This window comes from Vreelandella zhaodongensis (genome assembly GCF_013415115.1).
Taxonomy (GTDB): Bacteria; Pseudomonadota; Gammaproteobacteria; order Pseudomonadales; family Halomonadaceae; genus Vreelandella; species Vreelandella zhaodongensis.
Genome location: NZ_JACCDD010000008.1, coordinates 136,216 through 160,326, shown reverse-complemented (window position 1 = coordinate 160,326; position 24,111 = coordinate 136,216). Strand labels below are relative to the sequence as shown.

At 54.8% G+C, this 24,111-nt stretch carries 25 protein-coding genes; 10 read left to right on the top strand and 15 right to left on the bottom strand.

From position 1 onward, the window contains the following. Positions 1 to 232 precede the first annotated feature (232 nt). Positions 233 to 724, bottom strand: a complete 492-nt coding sequence (locus HZS79_RS14845) for an Lrp/AsnC family transcriptional regulator (protein ID WP_179928247.1) — start codon at positions 722 to 724, stop codon at positions 233 to 235. A gap of 266 nt (positions 725 to 990) precedes the next feature. Between HZS79_RS14845 and HZS79_RS14840 the strand changes: the two genes are divergently transcribed. The 8 genes from HZS79_RS14840 (at position 991) to HZS79_RS14805 (ending at position 10,309) form a co-directional block, all read left to right on the top strand. Continuing rightward, positions 991 to 2,025 carry a phosphotransferase family protein gene (locus HZS79_RS14840; RefSeq protein ID WP_179928246.1) on the top strand — a complete coding sequence of 345 codons (1,035 nt, stop codon included), beginning with the start codon at positions 991 to 993 and terminating at the stop codon, positions 2,023 to 2,025. 24 nt (positions 2,026 to 2,049) lie between these two features. Continuing rightward, positions 2,050 to 3,267: an ABC transporter substrate-binding protein gene (locus tag HZS79_RS14835; protein WP_179928245.1), complete on the top strand. Its 1,218-nt coding sequence runs from the start codon at positions 2,050 to 2,052 to the stop codon at positions 3,265 to 3,267. A 3-nt stretch (positions 3,268 to 3,270) separates the two neighbouring features. Continuing rightward, a complete protein-coding gene (locus HZS79_RS14830; protein ID WP_179928244.1) occupies positions 3,271 to 4,950 on the top strand; it encodes an ABC transporter permease in 1,680 nt (559 codons plus the stop codon). After that, positions 4,947 to 5,582, top strand: a complete 636-nt coding sequence (locus HZS79_RS14825; protein ID WP_179928243.1) for an ATP-binding cassette domain-containing protein — start codon at positions 4,947 to 4,949, stop codon at positions 5,580 to 5,582. Before HZS79_RS14830 ends, HZS79_RS14825 begins: the two co-directional genes overlap by 4 nt. Continuing rightward, a complete protein-coding gene (locus HZS79_RS14820) occupies positions 5,569 to 6,276 on the top strand; it encodes a TIGR04283 family arsenosugar biosynthesis glycosyltransferase (protein WP_246311480.1) in 708 nt (235 codons plus the stop codon). The genes HZS79_RS14825 and HZS79_RS14820 overlap by 14 nt, the downstream gene beginning before the upstream one ends. Next, positions 6,266 to 6,907 carry a TIGR04282 family arsenosugar biosynthesis glycosyltransferase gene (locus HZS79_RS14815; RefSeq protein ID WP_179928242.1) on the top strand — a complete coding sequence of 214 codons (642 nt, stop codon included), beginning with the start codon at positions 6,266 to 6,268 and terminating at the stop codon, positions 6,905 to 6,907. The genes HZS79_RS14820 and HZS79_RS14815 overlap by 11 nt, the downstream gene beginning before the upstream one ends. A 100-nt stretch (positions 6,908 to 7,007) precedes the next feature. Further along, positions 7,008 to 9,152 carry a dihydrolipoyl dehydrogenase family protein gene (locus HZS79_RS14810; protein ID WP_179928241.1) on the top strand — a complete coding sequence of 715 codons (2,145 nt, stop codon included), beginning with the start codon at positions 7,008 to 7,010 and terminating at the stop codon, positions 9,150 to 9,152. Then, entirely contained in the window at positions 9,152 to 10,309 is a 1,158-nt protein-coding gene (locus HZS79_RS14805) for an FAD-dependent oxidoreductase (protein WP_371829576.1), read from the top strand. Before HZS79_RS14810 ends, HZS79_RS14805 begins: the two co-directional genes overlap by 1 nt. Positions 10,310 to 10,336: 27 nt before the next feature. On the opposite strand, the gene HZS79_RS14800 is transcribed toward HZS79_RS14805, so the two are convergent. Genes HZS79_RS14800 through HZS79_RS14790 form a run of 3 tightly spaced genes read right to left on the bottom strand, consistent with a single transcriptional unit; the run spans position 10,337 to position 11,738 of the window. Next, positions 10,337 to 10,789 carry an META domain-containing protein gene (locus HZS79_RS14800; protein ID WP_338017240.1) on the bottom strand — a complete coding sequence of 151 codons (453 nt, stop codon included), beginning with the start codon at positions 10,787 to 10,789 and terminating at the stop codon, positions 10,337 to 10,339. 25 nt (positions 10,790 to 10,814) lie between these two features. After that, complete coding sequence (locus HZS79_RS14795; protein WP_162219144.1) at positions 10,815 to 11,255, bottom strand: VOC family protein; 441 nt, start codon at positions 11,253 to 11,255, stop codon at positions 10,815 to 10,817. A gap of 18 nt (positions 11,256 to 11,273) precedes the next feature. Further along, positions 11,274 to 11,738: a DUF411 domain-containing protein gene (locus tag HZS79_RS14790; protein WP_179928239.1), complete on the bottom strand. Its 465-nt coding sequence runs from the start codon at positions 11,736 to 11,738 to the stop codon at positions 11,274 to 11,276. Positions 11,739 to 11,815: 77 nt separating this feature from the next. On the opposite strand from HZS79_RS14790, the gene HZS79_RS14785 reads away from it, so the two are divergent. After that, complete coding sequence (locus tag HZS79_RS14785) at positions 11,816 to 12,895, top strand: metal-dependent hydrolase (RefSeq protein WP_162219146.1); 1,080 nt, start codon at positions 11,816 to 11,818, stop codon at positions 12,893 to 12,895. Positions 12,896 to 12,924: 29 nt separating this feature from the next. On the opposite strand, the gene HZS79_RS14780 is transcribed toward HZS79_RS14785, so the two are convergent. From HZS79_RS14780 to rho, 9 genes are all read right to left on the bottom strand, one after another. Then, positions 12,925 to 13,668, bottom strand: a complete 744-nt coding sequence (locus HZS79_RS14780) for an MliC family protein (RefSeq protein ID WP_179928238.1) — start codon at positions 13,666 to 13,668, stop codon at positions 12,925 to 12,927. A gap of 131 nt (positions 13,669 to 13,799) precedes the next feature. Then, positions 13,800 to 14,312, bottom strand: coding sequence for a DUF3087 family protein (locus tag HZS79_RS14775; RefSeq protein ID WP_162219197.1), 513 nt, complete (start codon positions 14,310 to 14,312; stop codon positions 13,800 to 13,802). A 91-nt stretch (positions 14,313 to 14,403) separates the two neighbouring features. Next, on the bottom strand, positions 14,404 to 15,483 hold the full coding sequence (locus HZS79_RS14770; protein WP_162219148.1) for a 3-deoxy-7-phosphoheptulonate synthase: 1,080 nt from the start codon (positions 15,481 to 15,483) through the stop codon (positions 14,404 to 14,406). A 4-nt stretch (positions 15,484 to 15,487) separates the two neighbouring features. After that, complete coding sequence (locus HZS79_RS14765; protein ID WP_179928237.1) at positions 15,488 to 15,658, bottom strand: hypothetical protein; 171 nt, start codon at positions 15,656 to 15,658, stop codon at positions 15,488 to 15,490. Between the two features lie 131 nt (positions 15,659 to 15,789). Further along, positions 15,790 to 15,915 (bottom strand): hypothetical protein, encoded by a 126-nt coding sequence (locus tag HZS79_RS16910; RefSeq protein ID WP_274380171.1) that lies wholly within the window; start codon positions 15,913 to 15,915, stop codon positions 15,790 to 15,792. Positions 15,916 to 16,001: 86 nt separating this feature from the next. Further along, positions 16,002 to 16,130 (bottom strand): hypothetical protein, encoded by a 129-nt coding sequence (locus HZS79_RS16905; protein ID WP_274380172.1) that lies wholly within the window; start codon positions 16,128 to 16,130, stop codon positions 16,002 to 16,004. A gap of 39 nt (positions 16,131 to 16,169) precedes the next feature. Beyond that, a complete protein-coding gene (locus HZS79_RS14760; RefSeq protein WP_179928236.1) occupies positions 16,170 to 16,940 on the bottom strand; it encodes an NAD(P)H-flavin reductase in 771 nt (256 codons plus the stop codon). A 41-nt stretch (positions 16,941 to 16,981) separates the two neighbouring features. Continuing rightward, positions 16,982 to 18,475, bottom strand: coding sequence for a 4-hydroxy-3-polyprenylbenzoate decarboxylase (gene ubiD / locus HZS79_RS14755; RefSeq protein ID WP_162219150.1), 1,494 nt, complete (start codon positions 18,473 to 18,475; stop codon positions 16,982 to 16,984). 54 nt (positions 18,476 to 18,529) lie between these two features. After that, complete coding sequence (gene rho / locus HZS79_RS14750) at positions 18,530 to 19,789, bottom strand: transcription termination factor Rho (RefSeq protein ID WP_162219151.1); 1,260 nt, start codon at positions 19,787 to 19,789, stop codon at positions 18,530 to 18,532. A gap of 466 nt (positions 19,790 to 20,255) precedes the next feature. Between rho and ppx the strand changes: the two genes are divergently transcribed. Then, on the top strand, positions 20,256 to 21,821 hold the full coding sequence (ppx, locus tag HZS79_RS14745; RefSeq protein WP_179928235.1) for an exopolyphosphatase: 1,566 nt from the start codon (positions 20,256 to 20,258) through the stop codon (positions 21,819 to 21,821). Here ppx and tilS read toward each other — a convergent pair. After that, positions 21,786 to 23,057 (bottom strand): tRNA lysidine(34) synthetase TilS, encoded by a 1,272-nt coding sequence (gene tilS, locus HZS79_RS14740; RefSeq protein ID WP_179928234.1) that lies wholly within the window; start codon positions 23,055 to 23,057, stop codon positions 21,786 to 21,788. The two genes, ppx and tilS, sit on opposite strands and share 36 nt — an antisense overlap. Then, a complete protein-coding gene (gene accA / locus HZS79_RS14735) occupies positions 23,038 to 23,994 on the bottom strand; it encodes an acetyl-CoA carboxylase carboxyl transferase subunit alpha (protein WP_179928233.1) in 957 nt (318 codons plus the stop codon). Before accA ends, tilS begins: the two co-directional genes overlap by 20 nt. Positions 23,995 to 24,111 lie beyond the last annotated feature (117 nt).

The following is a 24,111-nucleotide window of genomic DNA, read 5'->3' as shown; positions in this document are numbered from 1 at the left end:
GTGTTTTATATACTGGCGAACGACCAAGCGTTCGGTATATGCACTATAGGGATACATGACGTGCTGACGCGGCCTAAAAAGTCGGTTTGAAAAGTCTGAACAGACCAAGTTTTGATGGCTTGGTAACAAGCGATAATGCAGCCTGTTTCACTCGCCATATCTAGCAGGGTGAATTGAAGAGGGTCTGGGGTTTGAAGACTAAAAGCAGTCGTGAAACTGCCGCTGGCGTTGCCTAGCGGCTCTTATCCGTCATCAGACAAGCGAGATTCAACTGGGTCGACTTTACTTCTCTAGTGGTGATATACGTCATATAACGCTCTACTCCCAACTCAGGAGCGAGAAGACCCTCTATCACTTGCTGAAATGCGTCTAAACTTGGAGCCACCACTTTCAAGACATAATCCATGCCTCCGCCCGTTGCGATGCACTCGATGATCTCATCAACTTGATTGATATAACGCTCAAAGCGCTCGAACGCCGCTTTTTGATGCGCCTTGAGAGAAACGGTCACCACCACTTTCGAGGCATTCGCGATGTGATCAAGGGCGATATCTGCATGATACCCACGGATGAGCCCCGCCTGCCTCAAGCGGTTAAAACGCACCCAGCAGGGTGTTGGAGACAGGTTAACCAGCTCTGATAGCTTCATTTTGCTGAGCGGGCCATGTTGTTGTAATGCGCAAAGAATGCGGATGTCTGCAGCATCAATAACCGTTTTTTTCATTGACTTTTAGCCCTGGATTAGTAGCAGCAACCGTCTGATGGATACCAGTAAAGAAGAAAGGTCATGCCCTAAGTTATCATCAGCAAACGCATCGCTAGGCAACAATTTTTTAGCGCATAGACAGGCGATCAAGAGGTATATTTTATCGACTCTTAGCTGCGTCTTGATCACTCTCTACGACAGAACATGTAAGGTTGGCGACAATACTGCCACTAAGTGGCATTGCTATTTTTCGCGATACAGTCAGCTTCAATATGGAAGAGCTAATGCCCACACCTTTAGAAGCGCGCTTACAGGTACTGGAAAACTCCTTGCAACAGGCGAAGATTGCTTACCAATCGCTTTCGCCGATGGCGGACACCGGACTGGCCCACGACCATGTGTGGCTGCACCGCGCTGGCGAAGATTGGGTTGCACGGCTGCCCAAACAGAGCCAAATGAACCTGGCACCGGCCGATAACCTGGCCTATGAAGCCGCCTGCTACGAACGTGCCAGCCAGGGTGGGCATGTGCCTCGCTTGCATGGCGTTTTGCCGGTGAACGATGCCCTGCCCCGTGGCGGACTGCTGGTCGATGCCATTGAGGGACGGCTAGCGCAGCTGCCGGACGATTTACCGCGCATTGCCGAAACCCTGGCCAGCCTGCACCAGCTGCCACTGCCTAACCAGCCTGCTCCCCTACTTGCCCCCAATGACCCTTGGCAGGCCATGCGTGAGGAAGTCAGCCGCCAAGCCGAGTGGCTGGAAAAAGCCAACTTGAGTAGCGGTGTTATTGCACGTGTTCGTGACGAGCTGGAAGCGCTGCCCGTCACGCTACCCGATGCCGAGCGCTGCTTGATCAGCTTTGATACCCACCCTGGCAACTTTTTGATCACTGAAGAGGGACGCGCGGTGCTGGTGGACCTTGAAAAGTGCCGCTATGGCCTGCCGGGGATCGACCTGGCACACACCTCGCTTTACACCTCAACCACCTGGGATATGAACAGCCAGGCAGTACTCAGCCTGGATGACGTCGTCGCCTTCTATCAGCATTGGCAAGCCCATATGCAGCAAACGCCCAGCGCGGACACACTGGTGGCCTGCCGCCGTGCCACTTGGCTGTGGTCATTAACATGGTGCGCCAAATGGCGCGCCCAGCATTTGCAAAGCAAAGATGCCGAGCACCGCGGCCAGGACTGGTCTGCCGAGCTGACCGACGCCGCCGTGATTGCGCATGTCCGCGACAGGGTCGAGCATTATCTGTCAGCGCCAGCTATCGAGCATGTTCATGCGGAACTGCTTCACTTGAAAGCGACTCTATAACCTGCTGATCTCAAGAGGTATACGATGAAACCACGCGCCACCCTGGCCACCCTGACTGCCGCTTCCCTGTTATCCCTGGCGCAACCGGTAACCGCGGCCCCGCCTCCCGAGGACTGGGAGGCGGTCCTGCAAGCTGCCCAGGGTCAAACCGTCTACTGGAACGCCTGGGCTGGGGACAACCGAACCAACCGCTATATCGACTGGGTGGCGGAGCAGATGCAGGCCGAATTCGAGGTCGAGGTGACACACGTCAAACTGGATGACACCAGCAGTGCAGTGGCACGCGTGCTGGCTGAGAAACAGGCAGGCAATGATGACGACGGCAGCATCGACCTGGTCTGGATCAATGGTGAAAACTTTGCCGCCATGCGCGAACAGAACCTGTTATTTGGCCCCTTTACGGAATCACTGCCCAACTTCGCGCTGACCGACCCAGACAATAACCCGGAAGTTGTGACTGACTTTACCCTACCCACCGACGGCTACGAATCCCCCTGGGGCAAGGCACAGATTACCTTTTATTACGACAGCGCCCAGACCGACACCCCGCCCCAGAGCATTGACGCCCTGCTTGGCTGGGTCAAGAAAAACCCTGGCCAGTTCAGTTACCCGCGCATTCCTGACTTTACCGGCAGTACGTTTCTGAAACAGGCGCTGATCGAGTTGACCGACCAGAATGATGCCCTCTACCAGCCAGTGGTAGACAGTGAGTTCGAAGACATCACGACTCCTCTATGGCGCTATCTGGATGCGCTTCATCCGCATCTGTGGCGCAGCGGCCGCAGTTTCCCGGATTCCGGGCCTCACCTTCGAAACCTGATGAGTGATGGCGAATTGAGCCTGGCGTTTTCCTTCTACCCGACCGATGCTGCCGTGGCCGTCAGGGAACACGAACTGCCAGACAGCGTGCGCAGCTATGTACTGGAAAGCGGCACCCTGGGCAATGTCCATTTCGTGGCTATTCCCTACAATTCCCCTCACAAGGCAGGGGCCATGACGCTGGCCAACTTCCTACTTTCGCCCAGGGCCCAGGCAACAAAACAATCGCTTGATATGTGGGGCGACCGCAGCGTACTGGCCATCAATCAGCTGAAAGAGAGTGATCAGGCGCTTTTTGAGCAGGGTGACTCACACCCCTCTGCTCTGCCCGCCGACGCGCTTGCCAATACTCTGGCTGAACCGCACCCCAGCTGGATGACAGCACTGCAAGAGGCTTGGCTTCAGCGTTATGGCGTCAACTGATTGATGTTACGAGTGGCACCAATACTGATAATAGCCCTGCTGGTCATTCCCGTGACAGCAGGGCTAATCATGGTTCTGCTGCCTGCCTTTGGCTATTTACCGGTGCTCGGAGGGGACACGTTCCATCTGGAAGCATGGCAAGCCCTGTGGGGCCGCGCTGGCCTACACCGCTCCGTACTGCTGAGCTATTTTAGCGGCCTGATCACCACCTTGGTGGCACTGTTCATCGTGGTGCTGTTTCTAGCTGCAAGCCAAGGCACCTGGATTGACCGTGCTATTCGGCGAATGGTCTCACCACTACTGGCCATTCCTCATGCAGCCGTAGCTTTTGGATTAGCCTTTTTGATTGCGCCCTCGGGGTTGCTGGTGCGCTGGGTCTCCCCTGGGCTCACTGGCTGGGAACGCCCACCTGACCTGCTGATCGTCAACGACCCGCTAGGGCTGGCGCTAATGGCAGGTTTAATCCTCAAAGAAGTGCCCTTTTTGCTGCTGATGAGCTTGGCAGCGCTGCCTCAGTTACGCCCTGAACAACGTGTCACCCTGGCGCGTTCGCTGGGCTACGCGCCTGGCATTGCCTGGCTGAAGTGCGTTTTCCCTGCGCTTTACCCACTGATTCGCTTGCCGGTTTACGCCGTCATTGCCTACGCCACCTCGGTGGTGGATATGGCGTTGATTCTTGGCCCCACTCTACCGCCAACGCTGAGTGTTTCGATTCTCACCTGGTTTAACGACCCCGACTTAAGCCGCCGCTTTATGGCCTCTGCCGGTGCCGTGCTGCAGCTCGGCGTTACCCTGGCGGCACTACTAACCTGGTGGCTTGGCGAACAAGGGATCAAACGCCTCAGTCAACTCTGGCTGGCCAGCGGCTCGCGTACCTCAGGGTCAACGGCGATTGCACTTGGCGGCCGGGCGCTACTGGCAACCGTTACCCTTATGGCGATGAGTGCGCTAGCTGGGCTGGCACTGTTTTCGGTGGCAGGCTTTTGGCGCTTTCCGGATGCACTGCCGAGTACCTTCACGCTGGATCACTGGCAGCGCATCCTGCCCAGCGTGGCGACACCACTAATGAATACGCTGAGTATCGGACTCGTCGCGACACTTATCGCCGCGGTACTGGTAGTGGCAACATTGGAACATGCAGCGCGCCATCACCTGCCTGCACGGCGGGCTCAGTGGCTGCTTTATCTACCGCTTATTGTACCGCAAGTGGCCTTTCTGTTTGGCTTGGTGGTCGCCGCTGAAAGCGTTGCCATCCGCCCTCAGCACGCCTTGGTGGTGGCCGTTCATTTGTTGTTTGTGGTGCCGTATCTCTATTTATCACTATCAGAAGCCTACCGTCGGCTGGATCCACGCTGGGTACAGGTGGCACTGTCGCTGGGTGTTCCACCCTGGCGAGCTTTCTGGCAGGTACGCCTGCCACTTTTATTGGCCCCGTTACTCACCGCCTGCGCAGTGAGCTTAGCCGTCAGTATCGGGCAGTATTTGCCAACGCTGTTGCTTGGCGGTGGACGTGTTCCCACCATCACTACCGAAGCCGTTGCAATGGCATCTGGCGGCAATCGCAGGCTAGTGGCGGTATTGGCACTACTGCAGGCGCTGCTGCCGTTTATTGGCTTTAGTCTGGCACTCTTGATTCCCCGCCTTGTGTGGGCAAAACGCCGCCAAATGCGAGGAGCTGCATGACCCACAATCTTCAAACGCTGCACATCAAACAGATGTCTATCACCCTGGCAGGCGAAACGCTGCTGGCAATGCACCGTGACATTGCGCCAGGCGAAGTATTAACCGTGATGGGCCCTTCTGGCTCTGGAAAGTCCACGCTACTGGCCTATCTGGCGGGCTTTTTGTCGCCTGCCTTTCAGGCCCAAGGTGAACTCTATCTTGGCGATAAACGCCTGGACACACTGCCCGCCGAACGGCGCGGCATTGGCCTGCTGTTTCAGGACCCAATGCTATTTCCGCATTTAAGCGTGGCGGGGAATTTGCGCTTTGGTTTGCCACACCGTGCCAAAAACAAGCGCCAGCAAGTCTCCCAAGCGCTGGAACAGGTGGGGTTGGCGGGCTTTGAAACTCGCGACCCAGCCACTCTTTCCGGCGGCCAGCAGGCCAGGGTGGCGCTGATGCGCCTGCTGCTTTCACAGCCCCGCGCCGTTCTGCTGGATGAGCCATTTTCCAAGCTGGACACGGCATTGCGCCAGGAAATGCGCACCCTAGTGTTCGGCCAACTACGCGAGGCGGGCCTGCCCACACTGCTGGTCACCCACGATGAAGCCGATGCCAATGCCGCAGGAGGGCCGATCATTGCCCTTGGCTAGCCCAGATGCTGAATCACCTAAGCTTAGCGTGGTGATTCCAATGCTGAATGAGGCTGCGGGGATTGAAGCGGCGCTAGCTGCGCTGCAGCCACTGCGGGAGAGTGGCGTGGAAATCATTGTCGTCGATGGTGACAGTACCGATAACAGCGTGGCGCTGGCCACGCCGTTGGCGGATACGCTATTGACGAGTTCTCCTGGCCGGGCACGACAGATGAACCTCGGCGCAGAACACGCGCGCTCAGCAGCGCTGCTATTTTTACATGCTGACACTCGACTTCCCGAAGGGGGCTGCAAACTGATTTCCCAAGCGCTAGAAACTCATGCCTGGGGGCGATTTGATATTCACCTTGAGGGCAAAAGCCGCTGGCTGCCTCTCGTTAGCATTCTGATGAACCTGCGCTCACGGCTGAGCGGTATCGCCACTGGCGACCAAGGTATGTTCGTACGTCGAGGGCCTTTTGAGGCAATCGGCGGCTTTCCAACACAACAATTAATGGAAGATATCGAGTTAAGCAAGCGGCTGAAGGCACTTTCTCCCCCCGCCTGCCTACGCACCAAAGTGATAAGCTCAGGCAGACGCTGGGATCAGTTCGGCGCTTGGAAAACCATTCGCCTTATGTGGAGGCTGCGTTACCGCTACTGGCGCGGCGTCAGCGCCACTCAATTGGCCAAGGAGTATCGCAATGCCCGTTAAGCCAACCGTGCAGCCCCATTTACATCTGCTGGCCAAAGCGCCACTGCCAGGGCAGGCGAAAACGCGCTTAATTCCGTGCCTAGGGCCAGAAGGCGCGGCGCAAGCCCACGCCACCATGGTTCGCCACTGCGTTGCCACCGCCTGCCAAGCCTTGGGAGCACCAAACGTCACACTATGGACCTCCCTGGAGCATCAGCATCCGCTGTTTGTGGAGCTACAGGCTGACTACGGAATATCGCTTGCCGCCCAGCAGCAGGGCGATGTGGGTATGCGCGTTCGCCATGCGCTGAATAGCGCCCTAGGCCCGGCGATGGTAATGGGCACTGATTGCCCTAGCATTACCGTTGGCATGCTTAAGCAGTGCAGTGAGGCACTTAAAAACGTACCTGTGGTGATATTGCCCGCCGAAGACGGCGGCTATGGGTTGATTGGCACTCATGACGACCACCCTAGCTTGTTTGAGGATATCCCCTGGGGAACCGAACAAGTGTTCAAGATCACCCGTCAGCGGCTTGCCGCGCTAGCCTTAGACGTTACCTTTCCTGACACTATGTGGGACATTGACCGGCCAGAAGATTGGCAGCGTTGGCAGCGTTTGCGACATGCTCAGAAGCCCAATACCCGTGGATAAGCAGCCAATATATAGGATCAATGTAAGGAAGTTAGTTACGCCACCACGAATGCTTACCCAACAACGATCCTAACCTCACAACACCCTTAGGGAGCCACCCTTGAACCGACAACGACTGCTGATTATCACCCTACTGTTACTGGCCGTGCTCGGCTTCTACCTAAGCGGTGCCCACACGTTTTTCAATTTGGAAAACCTGCAAGCCTATCGCAGCGATTTCCAGGCAGCATTTCAGCAGTCCCCTTGGCAAGTAGCGGGCCTATTCTTTGCCGTGTATGTGGTCATGGCCGCGCTGTCGCTACCTGGGGCGACACTTCTCACTCTTTTGGGTGGCGCGCTTTTTGGCCTTGGCTGGGGGCTGTTGATTATCTCCTTTGCCAGCACCATCGGAGCCACATTGGCCTTTTTAGTCTCGCGTTTTCTGTTTCGCCAGCCGATTGAAAAGCGGTTTCCCCGCCAGTTCGAGACGGTCAATCGTGGCGTTGATAAAGACGGAGCTTTCTACCTCTTCACCCTTCGTCTAGTGCCGGTATTCCCCTTCTTTATGATCAACCTGGTGATGGGGCTAACCCGGCTTAAAACCATCACCTTTTATTGGGTTAGCCAGTTAGGCATGCTGCCCGCCACCGCGGTATATGTAAATGCAGGCGGGCAACTAGGCGAACTTGAAGGCCTCGGCGGTATTATTTCCCCTGGGCTTTTGGCCTCGTTTGCTCTGCTGGCGATTTTCCCCTGGATAGCTCGTCGCCTTGTGCTGCTGGTGCAAAAACGCAACGCCTACCGTGGCTTTACTCGGCCCTCTCATTTTGATTACGACATCGTAGTGATTGGCGGTGGCTCGGCGGGACTTGTCACTAGTTACATCGGCAGTGCCGTAAAAGCCAAAGTGGCCCTGGTGGAAAAACACAAAATGGGTGGTGACTGCTTAAATACAGGCTGCGTCCCTTCAAAAGCACTCATTCGTGCCGCCCATGCTGCCCATGCTGTGCGCACGGCATCACGGTTTGGCGTCAACGCCAACGAGCCCGATATTGATTTTGCCAAGGTGATGGGGCACGTACACCAAGCCATTACTGATATTGAACCCCACGATAGTATCGAGCGTTACACCAAACTGGGCGTTGAGGTGTATCAGGATCACGCTACCCTAACGTCTCCTTGGGAAATCAACGTTGGTGATAAAACCCTCACCACCCGCCATATTGTGTTAGCCACCGGCGCACGCCCCCGTGTGCCACCGCTGCCAGGCATCGAGCATGCGCCAGTGCTCACCTCGGAAAACCTGTGGTCTCTCACCGAGCTGCCTAACCGCCTAGTAGTACTAGGTGGCGGGGCCATTGGCTGTGAACTTAGTCAAAGCTTTGCCCGTCTAGGCAGTCAAGTCACGCTAGTGGAAGGCACTGCGCAGCTGCTTGGTCGCGAAGATGCAGAGGTGGGCGAGCACGTTGAGCACACGCTCACCCAGGAAGGCGTTAGTGTGATGACAAACGCCAAAGCGCTGGAAGTCTGCCAAGCCGGTCAACGGCATCAGTTAGTGGTCGAGCATCATGGCGAGCGACTCTCTGTTGAGTTCGACTACCTGCTGGTAAGTGCTGGCCGCCAAGCCAACGTGGAAGGATTAGGGCTGGAAGCGTTGGGCATTACCACAACAGAAGGCGGCACGCTGGCGCTAAATGAGCGTCTGCAAACTCGTTTGCCCAACATCTGGGCCTGCGGTGATTTGGCGGGGCCTTTCCAGCTCACCCACGCCGCTGCGCATCAGGCCTGGCACGCAGCAGTTAATGCGCTGTTTGGCGAACTTAAAAGTTTTGCGGTGGACTACCGCTTTATGCCCGCTGTCACCTACATTCAGCCAGAAGTAGCACGGGTCGGGCTAAACGAAAAAGAGGCCACCGCCAAAGGTGTGGCGTTTGAAGTTACCCGCTACGCTATGAGCGAAAGTGACCGTGCTATCACTGAAGGCGCTACCGAAGGCTTTATTAAAGTGCTCACTGTGCCGGGTAGAGACAAAATACTCGGTGTCACCATCGTGGCAGAAAATGCCGGAGAGTGGCTGGGTGAATTCACCATCGCTATGAAGCATGGGCTGGGGCTCAACAAACTTCTAGGCACCATTCACCCCTACCCAACCCTGGGCGAAGCCGCCAAGGCCACCGCCGGCGTGTGGAAAAATGCCCATAAACCCGAGCGAATTCTCGCCCTGCTGGAACGTTACTTCCGCTGGCGGCGTGGCACAGAAAAGTGATACCACCTTTAAAACAGCTCGTTCTGATTGGCGCGGGCCATGCCCACGCCTTCGTACTGGAAGCCTTTGCTCAGCGCCCAGATACGACGATTGCTATCACCGTGGTCAGCGATAGTCCGCTTGCCGCCTATTCCGGCAGCGTGCCTGCTTGGCTGGCAGGGGAATGCACGCTACGCGAAACACAAATTGACGTGGCGGCGCTATCGCAAAGGGCAGGCGCTCGTTTAATCACCTCGCCCGCAGTGGCTATCGATCCCACCAAGCGCTGGGTAACACTAGCTAACGGCGAGGTGGTCCATTTTGATGTGGCCTCATTTAACGTGGGCTCTACGCTACGACTGCCCGAAAAGCATGGCGCACAGCCCCCCTACTTATTAGCGATGCGACCGCTAAGCTCACTGCATTACCGCTGGCAAGCGCTAAGAGAGAAAGTCGCACAGCTTCCCCAGGGCACTCACCAGCGAGTGGTGAGCGTAGGCGGCGGCGCGGCTGGCTGCGAAACCTTAATGAGCGTGATGGCGCAGCTTCGTCAACAGCGCTCCGACATTACTTGGCAAGGCACGCTAGTCAGCGCATCAACAACACTGCTACCCGGCGCGGGTCATCTGCCCCGCTGGTTAACCCAGCGTGCCCTGCGCCGAGCAGACATTACGGTGCTTCACGGCGTGCGTGGTCAGTCGCTAATAGCAGGTGGCGTTAACACCTCTGAAGGAGAGTTGATTGACGCAGATATCGTGCTGTGGGCTACCGGTGCCGTTGGCCAGATGTGGTTGCAAGACACCGCGCTGCCGCTGAATCAGCAGGGATTTATCCAGGTGAATAAGACACTTGAGGTAACAGGAAAGCCGGGGCTGTTCGCGGCTGGAGACTGTGCAGCTTTCAACCCATCACTGCGCTCATCGCCACTGCCCAAGTCTGGCGTTTATGCCGTGCGCCAGGGACCAGTGCTGGCGGAGAACCTGCGCGCCGCCTGCCACAGTGAACCGCTGACCACCTGGCAGCCACCAAAGCGTGTACTGGCACTGATTGGCACTGGCGACGGCCATGCGATTGCCAGCAGAGGTGCCATCGGCTTTTCAGGCCGCTGGGTGTGGGAATGGAAAAAGCGGATTGATGCGCGCTTTATAGCCCGCTTCAATCCGCCTTTTAACTATTAGACACTCAAGCTGATTCTCATTAAAAACCTAGTTGGCTTCGCGCCAGCCGCCCAGCACCCGACTGTCCGGGCCGAAGAACACCAGCCGGTCGTGGTCGATCAGGTAGCGGTAGGCCGTTTCGAGCATATCCGTTACCCGTTTGGCGTCTTCCATATTGGGGCAGGCCATGCGTGTGGAAGCGAGCTGGCTAAACTCGATGCGTTGGTTTTCTCCCAGATTCACACTGCCGGTAAAGCGGTTACAACCATCCGAGCCACTCACACTGCCATCACTTCCAATTTGAAAGAATGGCGTATCAGGTAATGACACCCGTTCATCGGTGCCTACCAGCAGCAGATTCCAGCGCTGATCTACCAACGGACCTGACAACGTAACGCTCTCTGGTTTCTCTTTGCTCTCGTGCTCTGGCGTGCTACTACACGCACTAACTAGCAGTGCGGCGGCAACACCGATTAGCGTTGCTCCAACCTTGATCTTCACTTGTTCTTGCTCCTTGTAGAGGTAATTACCAGCTCCCGCTGTTTTCCATTGAGGCCCATGGTTCCTGTGGAGGCAGCGCATCACCTTTCTGGAGTAACTCGACAGAAATTCCATCGGGCGACTTTACGAACGCCATATGGCCATCCCGCGGTGGGCGGTTGATGGTGACACCATTATCTTCGAGCTTTTTGCAAAGCGCGTAAATATCGTCAACTCGATAGGCGAGATGTCCGAAGTTGCGTCCACCGGAGACCTCTTCTGGATCCCAGTTGTAGGTCAATTCAAGCTCTGGTGCCGTGAGGCGCTCTGAACGTGCTTCATCAGCGGGTGCTGCAAGAAATACGAGCGTAAATCGCCCTTTCTCGTTCTCTTTACGACGTACTTCTTTCAGGCCTAACAGGTCGCAATAAAAATGCAGCGACGCATCCAGGTTGCTTACCCGTACCATGGTGTGCAAAAACTGCATGTCATTCTCCCTTCATTATTACTGGGTATATTCGCTAAAAATAGCGGGCGTGCTGTCGCTGCGGCTCCAGCTGAGTACGGCATAATCATCAACACGGCCTGTTTCCATGCCAGGTGAACCATGAGGCATACCCGGCACGGTTAGCCCGACAACATCTGGCTGCTCATCCAGTAGGCGCTTGATATCTGAGGCAGGCACATGACCTTCAATCACATAGCCATCAACAATGGCCGTGTGACAAGACGCGAGCTCCGGAGGAACACCATTGGCTATTTTAATGGCGCGGAGATCACCGTCACGATGGTGGTTGACGTTAAACCCAGCTTCTTCAAGATGGCTCACCCATGCGCTACAGCAACCACAATTGGGATCGCTGTGCACATCCACTGTCGGGGCTGCTAAAGCGCTTAACGAAAAAGCAGTTAGCGAGCAGGCAGCAAGCAGGTTGCCTGCCAAACATTTAATTAGACGATTTTTCAACATTTAAGCACCCTCTTCACAGATCTGTATAATAATATATCAGTTGCTTGAAATACGGGGGTCGCCCCAAGGAGATATTCGTGGATTCAGTCACACAAGCTGCTCTTGGGGCCGCTGTAGGTGGTGCAATACTGGGCAGACGGCTGGGCCGTAAAGCCGTGCTTATTGGCGCACTGCTTGGCACGCTGCCTGATCTGGACGTAGTACTTGATTATGGCGACGCGGTGGCCAATGTGACTGAGCACCGCGGGTTTAGCCATTCACTGTTCGTGTTGACAGGGCTGGGCACTCTATTCGCACTGCTTACCGCGCGACTTTTTCCAGCAACACAACAGCGTCCTGTTTACTTTCGCCACTGGTGGTGGTTTTTCGTCCTTTGTCTGACCACACATCCTCTGCTTGATTCACTGACGACTTACGGCACTCAGCTATTTTGGCCGCTAGATATACCGCCAGTGGCGTGGCCTATCGTGTTTATTATCGATCCTTTCTACACTCTGCCACTGCTCATTGCATTGATCATAGGTGTCGCCTCCAAAAAGGTTCGCAGTGCCTGTACCGTGGGCTTAGCGGTCTCCAGCGTATATTTGCTACTAGCAGCAGGGGCGAAATGGAGCGTAGAACAGCGCTTAGCTCCTTCGCTCGCTGAAGCAGGGCTTCGTGAAGCCCCCGTTCTCATTCAACCAACACCATTTAATATTGTGCTTTGGCGGGCAACGATTATCGGTGAAGACCTCTATTACGAGAGTTTGATAGGTTTATTCGATGGTCAGCGCCCCCCAACACTTGAACCTTTAAAGCGCAATACGGCACTTGAGGAAAGCGCCTTGGCAGGCCCACTTGGTCAACGGCTGGCGTGGTTCACCGGTCCCTTTTTGCGCTATGACACACTGCTGTTAGATGGTCAGGAAACATTAATCGCCACGGATATTCGCCTTGGCTTTCCGGGCTTTCATCCTTTTAGCTTTACACTGGCAACAAGAGAAGATGACACTTGGCATCCAGTTGAGACAAGCGAGCAGCTAGAGGCCTCTCGGGATCTACGCCTGGAAACACTCTCCCGGCTCGCTGCCAGGGCAACCGGGGATACCACCGCGCTATGCGCCAGCGACTTTATTGAATCACAGTGGCGTGCCGAGCCTTTCCTTTACCGCTGCTGACACGCCAGTGGTCCAAAACACCAGGGGGGTTAGGGAGCAATGCCCTGTCCACAGCCTTTGTACTGCTCGCCGCCTATGCTCAACGTGACACGGGCTGGATACGGCTGGCCTTTCATATCGTCAAAGCACGCTCCCGCCTCGATGCGTACGCGGAAAAACTGATCAGCGTTAGCATTCTCGATAACAACTCTGCCTGCTTCGTTGTCCATGACACTCACCATATAGGGTATGGTTTGCGTCTCGCTGCCATAGGCCGTTGTCCAGGTCATCATCGGCGCATCATGGGCAAGTTCAATGGACCAGCCAGGCTCATTGCCACGCCCCAGGAACATCACACCTGGGTGATCAGCACGGGTTGCTGCAGCTCGACGCTGCCCTTGCTGGCATTGAAGCTGACCACGTGGTGTTTCTACCTGGGCCTGATCACCACGATTCCAGAAGCTGATCTCCCCATCTTGATAGCGGGCACCGCTTGCTACTATCGCTTCTGGTAAACGCCAAGCGCCGTGTAGTGACCAAAGACGTAAGTCATCATCATTCATCGCAGTAACCAAGTTTTGGTTAGCAGGCTGACACTCCCAAGCGTCAAAGTGTGCCGCGCTGCCAGGAAACAGAACAGCAGGGAACAGTGGCGCACTGCTATGCACCGTTGTTTTAGACGTTCCCGTGGCTGAAGAATCCGCAGGCGTTGCCCCCGTGCTAGCACAGCCCGCCAGCGCAACTGTAGCAGCCACCGCCATAACACCTGTTAATCGATTAGGTAAGTAAGTCATGCATCCTGCTCCCTGTTGTTTCCGCTGTTGTTACTACTTTTACTACTGGGTCTTTTATCGCCGTAGACACCTTCAATGGGGTCTACGTAGAATTCAGCGGATTTCTTCTTAATAAATAAATTTCACTTCATTTAGCGACGCTTAAATGCTTTTAAGTCTTGCGGGTCAAAACTGTCGACCTGGGCTGGCAGACCCAACGTTTCTCGCTTTACTTTTATCTGCATTTTTTCTGCCAGCCGCTCAGAATCATCATCAGTAGTGCGACCATTAAGCTCAGCAAGCTGTGTCATGCCTTGATGGTAAAATGTCACAATGTCCAACGCCACGCGGTTATCCTCTTCCACGGCTTGGCGCAGTGGCTGCAGGTAGCCGCTGATATGAGAAAGGTGTTGCTTAAGCTGCCAAACATAGCGCATTTCAGTCATCCAGGGGCGATCTTTGAGGACTGCAAACATCGCACTGGTGGCTAACAGGCCCAGAAACACGCCCAACGCATTGAGCCATAGGCTGCTGCCAAACGTGGCGGTTAACAGCATTGAAAACAGTAGCCCAAAGACAATAAGCTGCCCTGCCATGGCAATACTGATCATCCGCGCCTTGCGCTGGTAGCTACTGGGGTTATGCTGCTCAAGGGTGAAGACCATGGCCAACCTCGTCATCGATAGGAGGCTCCTATGATACGGGGCTGACCAAGGCAGACAAGAGGTTATCAAGCTGTACGTAGATAACTGTGTTTTAACACATTCTTTCGGCGGCAGTTTTGAGCAGTCGCTCAGTCGCTTCCCAGCTAACACAGGCATCGGTAACAGACACACCGTAACGCATCGCATTTGGCTTAAGCGCCTGTTTTCCCTCAAACAAGTGACTTTCTAGCATTAAGGCTACTAAATTAGCATCGCCCGCTTTGCGCTGCGCCAATACATCGAGCATCACTTCGCTTTGGCGACGATGATCCTTGCGCGCATTAGCGTGGCTGCAGTCCACCATTAAACGTGGGTTTTGACCTGCTTCTCGCAGAGCCTTTACTGCCGAACGTACGTGATGGGACTGGTAATTTGGTTCGCCATGCCCCCCACGGAGCACCACGTGAGTGTGGGGATTACCGGCACTTTCCTGCATAACTGGACAGCCTTGGCTATCTATTGCAAAACGCTGGTGAGCATGGGCAGCTGCCTGCATCGCATCAATAGCGACCTGGACGTCGCCGCTGGTGGCATTTTTGAACCCTACGGCTGCCGCGAGATCACTTGCCAGCTCGCGGTGTAACTGTGACTCAGTGGTGCGAGCACCAATGGCAACCCAGCTCAGCAAATCATCTAAGTAGGGCGCAAGCATTGGCTGTAAAAGCTCCGTGGCCACTGGTAAGCCCCGTGAGGCAACCGCGTGCATCAACTCACGAGAGAGTGTTATTCCCTTTGGCATATCGCCGCTGCCGTCTAAATCAGGATCATACGCTAAACCTTTCCAACCGACGGTGGTGCGTGGCTTTTCAACGTAGACACGCATTACCGGTAATATTTGCTCACTCACCTCATCGCTAAGCGCAGCCAGTCGGTCGGCATACTCCAGCGCTGCGTCTGGGTCATGAATGGAGCATGGCCCCACGACCACCAACAGCCTGTCATCCTGGCCATTCAGAATGCGTTGAACCGCATGACGCTGCTGGGCAATTTGCTCGCCCAGGGTTGAGTCAATCGCGATACTGCGGCGCAACTCCGCTGGCAGGGGTAGTGGCTGAGATGTGGCCGAGTGGCAGTTCGTTACAGACAATACGTTTGACACAGTTGTGCAAGCAGGGCTGGCATGGGCGTTCATAACATTAACTCTCCGGAAGCGTGTGACATCGTGATACCAACTGGCCACCCTGGCTTGCACGGTCGGAGGTGGCAGCTTGCACCAACCGCGCGTCGCTAAATCGCCAGCCATAACCATAACCGATGTAGGTAATGGCGTTGGCGAGCTGAGTAGCGAGAGAGTATGCGCGATACATGATGTAGCTCCTTGAGGAATCTGATGAAACGTAAATAAACAGTTAAAACGAAAGAAGCCTCGGTTGAGTTACCAACCGAGGCTTCTTTGCATGCGGCAGGCAACCTAGTCGGTGTGCCTGATGGCGCGACGCTATTGGTCGGCCAAGGGCACACCGTGGCTAAACCAATACGCAGCATAAACAGACGCAGACAACAACGCACCAGCCACCGGTAGCGGCTTAGCTTGTGTTGGCTGGGTGCGTTGTGCTGTGTACATAGCTATGTCCTGATTGACGGTGTTCTCTAAAAGGCAATAAAGCCGAATAACTTAATCCTGCCTGCATACGAAGAAAATGGCAACTATCAGCCGCCAAATGCTTGTATCCAGCCAATCGTAGCGGGCAGTGCGCTCATGCTCACCAGCACCACAAGGCCGAGCACAATAGCAAGCAAACCTGATTCGTCTTTAAAGTCGTCGTCATGGTGGGCCATTGAAGCCTCCTTTTTATCGGTATCGGTTAGCCGGTCATTTTAGTGAGGGCGCGGCGCGTAGGCAAACACATCCGAGAACATTCGCTCGCTGTTAATACCTTTTCGCTCTAAGACACTAACACAAGCGTAAACCATACCCGGCGAGCCCGAGAGGTAGATATCACACTCATTTGGCGTGGTGGCCAGTGTGCTTTCCAGGTCGCTCTCCAACACCAGATCAATGCGTCCTTGATGATGTGAGATACGTTCACCAGCGGCCAGTGGCTCGGTAAGCGGAAACTCTGTCACCGCTTGAAAAGCAACATTGACATACTGCTGTGCCCACTCGCAGGCGAGATCTTCAGCATAAAGATCACGGTGCTCACGGTTAGCCCACCACAGTGAAACCGGCCGGTTAGGCTGTTTGCTTAGCGCTGCCTCAACAATCGCTTTCATCTGTGCAAAGCCTGTACCTGCGGCAACCAACAATAGCGGCCGCTCGCTTTCAGTATCCAGTACGCACTCTCCGCTGGGCAATCGTACGGTCAACTGGTTGGCTACCTGCAATAACTCTCGCAGTCGAGCAGAGTTGTCCCGCTCTGGCCAGTGCTGAATATGCAATTCGATAATGCCATCGCCACGTTCAGCGCTGGCGATAGAAAACGGCACCCATGTGCTGTCATCCAGCTTTAACTCTAAGTACTGCCCAGGGGCATGCTGCATGGCTTCGGGCCGCCCTTCTAGGGTGACCCCAAAGACATCGGGATTTAAATCCTCAACAGCAGTTACCTGGCAGGTTAACGTTCTGCAAGTTAACGGACTTGCGCTCATGAAAGCCTCTTTGTGGAAAATCGTACAACCTTAGCGCTGGATCAGCCGTGGCGAGGTTTAGGTAACGGGATATCAATGCCCAATTCGTCCCAGCGTTCGTCAACACGGTTTTTTACCGCATCGTCCATCACGATGGGTGTGCCCCACTCGCGGTCGGTCTCACCGGGCCACTTATTCGTGGCATCCAAGCCCATTTTAGAGCCCAACCCGGACACCGGTGACGCAAAGTCGAGATAGTCGATGGGTGTATTTTCCACCATCACCGTATCCCGTGCTGGGTCCATACGTGTGGTAATAGCCCACATCACATCTTCCCAATTGCGCGCATCAACATCGTCATCTAAAACGATCACGAACTTGGTATACATAAACTGGCGTAGAAAGCTCCAGACGCCCATCATTACGCGCTTGGCATGACCGGGGTACTGTTTTTTCATGGTGACAACGGCCATCCGGTAGGAACATCCTTCCGGCGGCAGGTAGAAATCGACAATTTCAGGGAACTGCTTGCACAGAATAGGCACGAACACTTCGTTAAGTGCGACGCCTAAAATGGCCGGCTCATCTGGCGGGCGGCCTGTGTAGGTAGAGTGGTAGATGGCATCTCGCCGCATGGTCATGCGGGTAACGGTGAAGACAGGAAAGTGGTCGACCTCGTTATAGTAGCCAGTATGGTCACCAAACGGGCCTTCCGCTGCCACGTCGTCTGGGTAGAGAAACCCTTCGAGAATGATTTCAGCAGACGCAGGCACATCAAGGTCAGCGTGGTCGCACTTCACAAGCTCGGTACGAGAGCCCCTAAGCAGCCCGGCAAACGCGTATTCAGAGAGGCTATCCGGCACCGGTGTTACCGCACCTAGAATCGTCGCTGGATCAGCCCCCAGCGCAACAGCCACAGGGAACGGCTCACCGGGATGCGCTTTTTGGAACTCTAGAAAATCCAGCGCGCCACCGCGGTGCGAGAGCCAGCGCATAATCAGGCGATTTTTACCGATTTTTTGCTGGCGATAAATACCGAGGTTTTGGCGCTTTTTATGCGGACCCTTGGTAATCACCAGCGGCCAGGTCACCAGAGGGGCAGCATCGCCTGGCCAGCAGTGTTGGATAGGCAGGCGATCTAAATCAACCTCGTCACCTTCATACACCACTTCTTGCACGGGAGCCCGCTTGACATTTTTGGGCCCCATGCTGAGTACCTGCTTAAAAATAGGCAGCTTGTCCCAGGCATCTTTTAGCCCTTTCGGCGGGTCTGGCTCTTTCAGGAACGCCAGCAGTTTACCCACCTCACGCAGCGCTTCTACTGAATCCTGGCCCATGCCCATAGCCACTCGCTTGGGCGTACCAAACAGATTGCCCAGCAGCGGCATATCGTGACCCTTCACGTTTTCAAACAAAAGCGCAGGGCCACCAGCGCGCAGCGTACGGTCACATATTTCAGTAATTTCCAGGTAAGGATCAACTTCGGCGGTGATTCGCTTCAATTCACCCTTTGCTTCAAGCGCCGCAATGAAATCGCGCAAGTCGTTATACTTCAAAGCACACTCCCCGGCTGGCTAGACGATCACTACTGCTTAATGCTCATGTAGCGCTTAACGGCGCTTCATTGCTTCAAAGAATTCCAAGTTCGTCTTGGTATCTTTCAGACGATCAATCAGAAACTCTGTGGCAGCGGTATCTTCCATCGGGTTCAACAGCTTGCGTAAAATCCACATGCGCTGCATTTCATCTTCAGACGCCAGCAAGTCTTCACGGCGAGTACCGCTACGGCGAATATTGATCGCTGGGAATACGCGCTTTTCAGCCAGCTTGCGGTCCAGATGGGCTTCCATGTTACCGGTGCCCTTGAACTCTTCGAAAATGACTTCGTCCATTTTCGAGCCGGTATCAACTAGCGCAGTGGCGATAATTGTCAGGCTGCCGCCCTCTTCAATATTACGCGCAGCACCGAAGAAGCGTTTCGGCTTCTCTAGAGCGTGAGCATCGACACCACCGGTCAATACTTTGCCGGAGCTGGGCACCACGGTGTTGTAAGCACGCGCCAGACGAGTGATCGAGTCGAGCAGAATCACCACGTCTTTTTTGTGCTCGACCAGGCGCTTGGCTTTTTCGATAACCATTTCTGCAACCTGCACATGGCGGGCGGGTGGTTCATCGAAGGTGGAGGCAACCACTTCACCGCGCACGGTACGCGACATTTCGGTCACTTCCTCAGGGCGCTCGTCGATCAGTAGGACGATCAGGTGGCACTCGGGGTTATTGCGCGTGATGGACGTCGCGATATTCTGCAGCATCAGTGTCTTACCCGCTTTAGGCGGCGACACCAACAGCCCACGCTGACCTTTACCAATCGGCGCCGTTAGATCAATGATCCGAGCGGTAAGATCCTCAGTGGAGCCATTACCGATCTCCATGCGCAGACGGTCATCAGGAAATAGCGGCGTTAAGTTCTCAAAGAGAATCTTATGCTTGGCATTTTCCGGACGGTCAAAGTTGATCTGGCTAACTTTGAGCAGGGCAAAGTAGCGCTCGCCTTCTTTGGGCGGGCGAATTTTGCCGGAAATGGAATCACCTTTGCGCAGATTGAAACGACGAATCTGCGACGGCGATACGTATATATCGTCCGGTCCGGCGAGGTAAGAGCTGTCAGCGCTACGCAGGAAGCCGAAGCCATCCTGAAGAATTTCCAGCACACCATCGCCATAAATATCCTCACCGCTTTTTGCATGCCTTTTGAGGATGGCGAAAATGATGTCCTGCTTGCGCGAACGGGCTAAGTTGTCGATACCCATCTCGCGGGCGATATCGAGCAGCTCGGGAACGGTTTTTTGCTTGAGTTCAGTGAGATTCATCGGTGTGTTAGAAAGTTGCTCATGAAAGCTGGGCGACAAGCGCCGGAATAAGACAGGAGGCGTGGCCTAGACAGTAGGGCTAAGCGCCAAGTGATGCGTTCAGACCCCCCTCTAGACACACACTCAGATACTGATTGCTTAGCAGTCATCAACTACATGCCTAAAAAGGAATAACGGCATCAGTGGCTGCTTAGCATGAGGGTGCTAAAAACTAGTTAATCTGATCGGCACAGAAAAGTGCTGTTTCAGTGGGTTATCTGACGACTTGGACATCTGGCTGATGCCATTTGGATACGTGCTGCTCGGAATACCCGAGTAACACACCTGTTAAATAGACAAACAAGCCAACTCGGATCAAGCCAGTAGCTCGATGGTAGTCAAGGCCTGAGATAAACGCAAGCCTTTGGCAATTGACAATACTAATGAGGCACCGCAACCTTGACACAGCCACTAGGAAGGAAAGCATATGCCAAAGGATTTCTCGCCCCCCACCACTATGCCGTCGGCTGAACCTGATCACACAGAACCGCAGCGTTTAGCAGCTATTGATCTCGGTTCAAATAGCTTTCATCTGCTGGTCGCCAATTATCAAAACGAGCGCCTTCAAGTCGTTGCCAGAATGGGTGAAAAAGTTCAGTTAGCCGCTGGGCTAGATGAGAGTGGTTATTTAAGCGAGGCGGCTATACAGCGAGCGTTGGATTGCCTGGGTCGTTTTGCTCCCTTTCTGACAGATATAGACAGTGCCAACCTGCGCATTGTCGGCACCAATGCACTACGCGATGCCTATAACAGCCAAGCGTTTATCGAGCGTGCCGAAGCCCAACTAGGACATGCAATTGAGATTATTGCTGGCCGCGAAGAAGCTCGCTTAATTTACTTAGGAGCCGCCCACGCACTGGCGGAAAATGGCCGCCGCTTAATTGTCGATATTGGTGGTGGGTCTACCGAATTCATCATTGGTGAAGCATTCGAACCCAAAGCGCTGGAAAGCTTACGCATGGGTTGCGTGACCTTCAGCAGTCGTTTCTTTCCTGATGGCGAGCTGAGTGAAAAACGCATGCGACGCGCGGAACTCGCGGCCTTTTCAGAACTGGCTAACATTCAACGCCCCTATCAGCGCCTTGGCTGGGACGACCCAGTCGGTTCAAGTGGAACGATCAAAGCCGCTGCGAGCGTGCTATATGCCTACGGCGACACACCTCAGGAAGGCGTTATTACCCGTAGTGGCTTGAAAAAATTGCGCGAACGCCTGTTGAAGTGCAAACACCTGGATAAAGTTGAGCTAGATGGCCTAAAACCTGACCGAGCAAAAGTCTTTCCGGCAGGCATCGCTATTTTGAGCGCCATCTTTGAAGCCTTCAACCTTTCCCAAATGCGCTTTGCCGATGGCGCCCTCCGCGAAGGAGTGCTTTATGACATGGCTGGGCGCAACAGCGCGGAAGATACCCGCTCCAAGAGCGTGGATGCGCTAAAACGGATTTATGATGTTGATTCTCGGCAGGCAGAAAATGTTGCCGACACTGCCCTTCGCTTATTTCATGAAGTAAAAAAGGCATGGGGGCTAACCAAGACACAGGGCCACTACCTTATATGGGCCAGCCACGTGCATGAAATTGGCTTGGCCATCTCTCATAGCCAGTTCCACCGCCATGGTGCCTACTTGTTAGAGCATTCTGACTTGGCTGGGTTTTCGCGCCCGGAGCAGCGTTTGCTGGCGTTCCTGGTTCGCGCCCACCGACGTAAATTCCCCACCAAAGAGTGGCAGGCACTGCCCGTGTCACATCAGGAAGGATGCGCCAAACTGGCTCGCCTGCTGCGCCTTGCTGTGCTGATCAACCACTCACGGCCCGAGAACGCACCACCATTGCCGCAAGTGAGTGTGGAAGGCTCAACACTGACCGTTACACTACCCTCCAGCGATGAGCCCACGCTTCTCAGCACCGATATGGAACAAGAGCTGGCGTATATGGCTGCAGCTGGTTTTACGTTTTCGGTTCTAGGACTCAATAACAACGCCGTCGGCCTGCCATAACACCTTGGCAGGCGGCTGTAGCACCCCCAAACATAACTCGCCATCCATTATGACAATCAAGCGCTCACGCTCCCAGGGCGGCACGCCTTGCTCTTGGAGTAAGCGCTTGAGATCACGCCGCCCGCGTTGTGCTAACGCAATCACCTCGCCACCTTGCCGCCAACGCAGCGTTACGCAGCCCGGTATCACCAGGCTTACTTTCAGCATGCCTAATGGCGTTGGCAACCCTGGTGTTCCATCCCATTCGACTTCCCAAACAGGGAGCGGTTCTAGCGGAGGCAGCAAGTAGAGTCGGCGTTGCCACACCCGTGCTTCCGCCCCCGGCCATACAACCTTTACCTGGGCATCGTGTGCCGAGTTTAGCTGCGCGAGCAGGCTTTCCAGACGCTTCTGGGGTGGTGTAGGTAGGCCTAACTGATCACAAAGCGTACGCACTAGCAATCGCTGCCGAGGCAAGGCACGCTGGTTAAGCAACGCAGCATCCACACAGTGCTCTTCTAGCCTTAACACCGCCAGCTCTTCGGCGGCATATGCCGCTAACAACTGGTCCGCCTCACCAGCATGCTGAGCACTGTTGGCCAAAGCACGTGCAGCTCCAGGCCAGCGGGTTTGCAGCACAGGCAATACCTGATGGCGCAAGCGGTTGCGATCAAACGTGACGTTGCGATTGGTCGGGTCTTCGCACCAGTGCAGCGATAACGCATTCGCTACCTCTGTCAGCGCCTGCTTGCTGACACTCAGCCAGGGGCGCAGCACAGTGAGCCCCTGCCACTCACGGCGATATGGCATGCCTGCTAAACCGCGTACACCGCTACCCCGCAGCGCCGCCAGTAACAGGGTTTCTGCTTGGTCATCTTGGTGTTGGGCGAGCCATAACGTATCGCCAGAGGGAATATGCTGCTTGAACGCTTGGTAGCGCGCACGCCTCGCAGCTCCTTCAACACCCTCGCCCTGTGCATCCACAACCACGTTTGTCGTCACTAGCGATACGTCAAGCACATCACACAGCGCCAGACAGTGCGATTCAAAGGCGCTGGCTGCGACCTGTAAACCATGGTTAATATGAATAGCACGCAGCGAACGACCCGCGTCTCGGCAAACCTGGGCCGCCAAGGTCAGCAACAGCGATGAATCAAGACCGCCGGAAAGCGCCACCCAAATAGTACGCCCTGGCGGGGTCTCCGCCAGGGCGTCATTAAGTAAGCGCTGCAATCGTTTAGGCAGCTGGGGCGCCATAGCTCATCAGCCGTTGGTAACGGCGTTCGAGAAGCGCTTCGCTATCAAAGCTTTGCAAACGCTCCAGACTGTCGGTCAATGCCTCTTTAACGCGCTCAGCTGTGGTTAGCGGATGGCGGTGCGCACCTCCCGATGGCTCTTTAATCAGTTCATCAACAAAACCAAGCTCTTTGAGACGCTCAGCAGTGATACCCATGGCTTGAGCAGCGTCAGAGGCTTTTTCAGCGCTCTTCCAAAGAATAGATGCACACCCTTCAGGAGAAATCACCGAGTAGGTGGAGTACTGCAACATATGCAGTTCGTCGCACACGCCAATGGCCAGTGCGCCACCAGAGCCACCTTCACCGACGACCGTAGAAATAATCGGGGTTTTCAGGCGCGACATCACCGCCAGATTGTAAGCAATCGCTTCAGACTGGCCGCGCTCTTCCGCATCAATACCCGGATAGGCACCAGGAGTATCGATAAACGTCAAAATAGGCATCTTAAAACGCTCAGCCATCTCCATTAGGCGGCACGCCTTACGATAGCCTTCCGGGCGTGGCATACCGAAATTGCGGCGCACTTTCTCTTTTACATCGCGGCCTTTCTGGTGACCAATCACCATCACCGGCTGATCATTCAGTCGCGCAATACCGCCGACAAGAGCGGCGTCATCGGCGAAATTGCGATCACCGTGAAGCTCGTCAAAGTCAGTAAAAATATGCTCAAGGTAATCCAGCGTGTAGGGACGCTGCGGATGGCGGGATATCTGAGAAACCTGCCAAGGTGTTAAATCCTTGAAGATCGATTCGGTTAACTTACGGCTTTTCTCTTCTAGCCGAGAGATCTCATCAGAGAGGTTTAACTGGCTATCGGAGTTGACTAAACGCAGCTCCTCAATTTTTGCCTGAAGCTCGGCAATGGGCTGTTCAAAATCGAGATAATTAGGATTCATCGGCTCTGCCTGTAAGCTGCCTATAAAAAAAGAAGCCTTGTTGAAACGGGCATGTATGGGGGCATTATCGCACCCTGAACCTGCCACGCAAGGCAGTACCCATTCAATTAGCGTGCC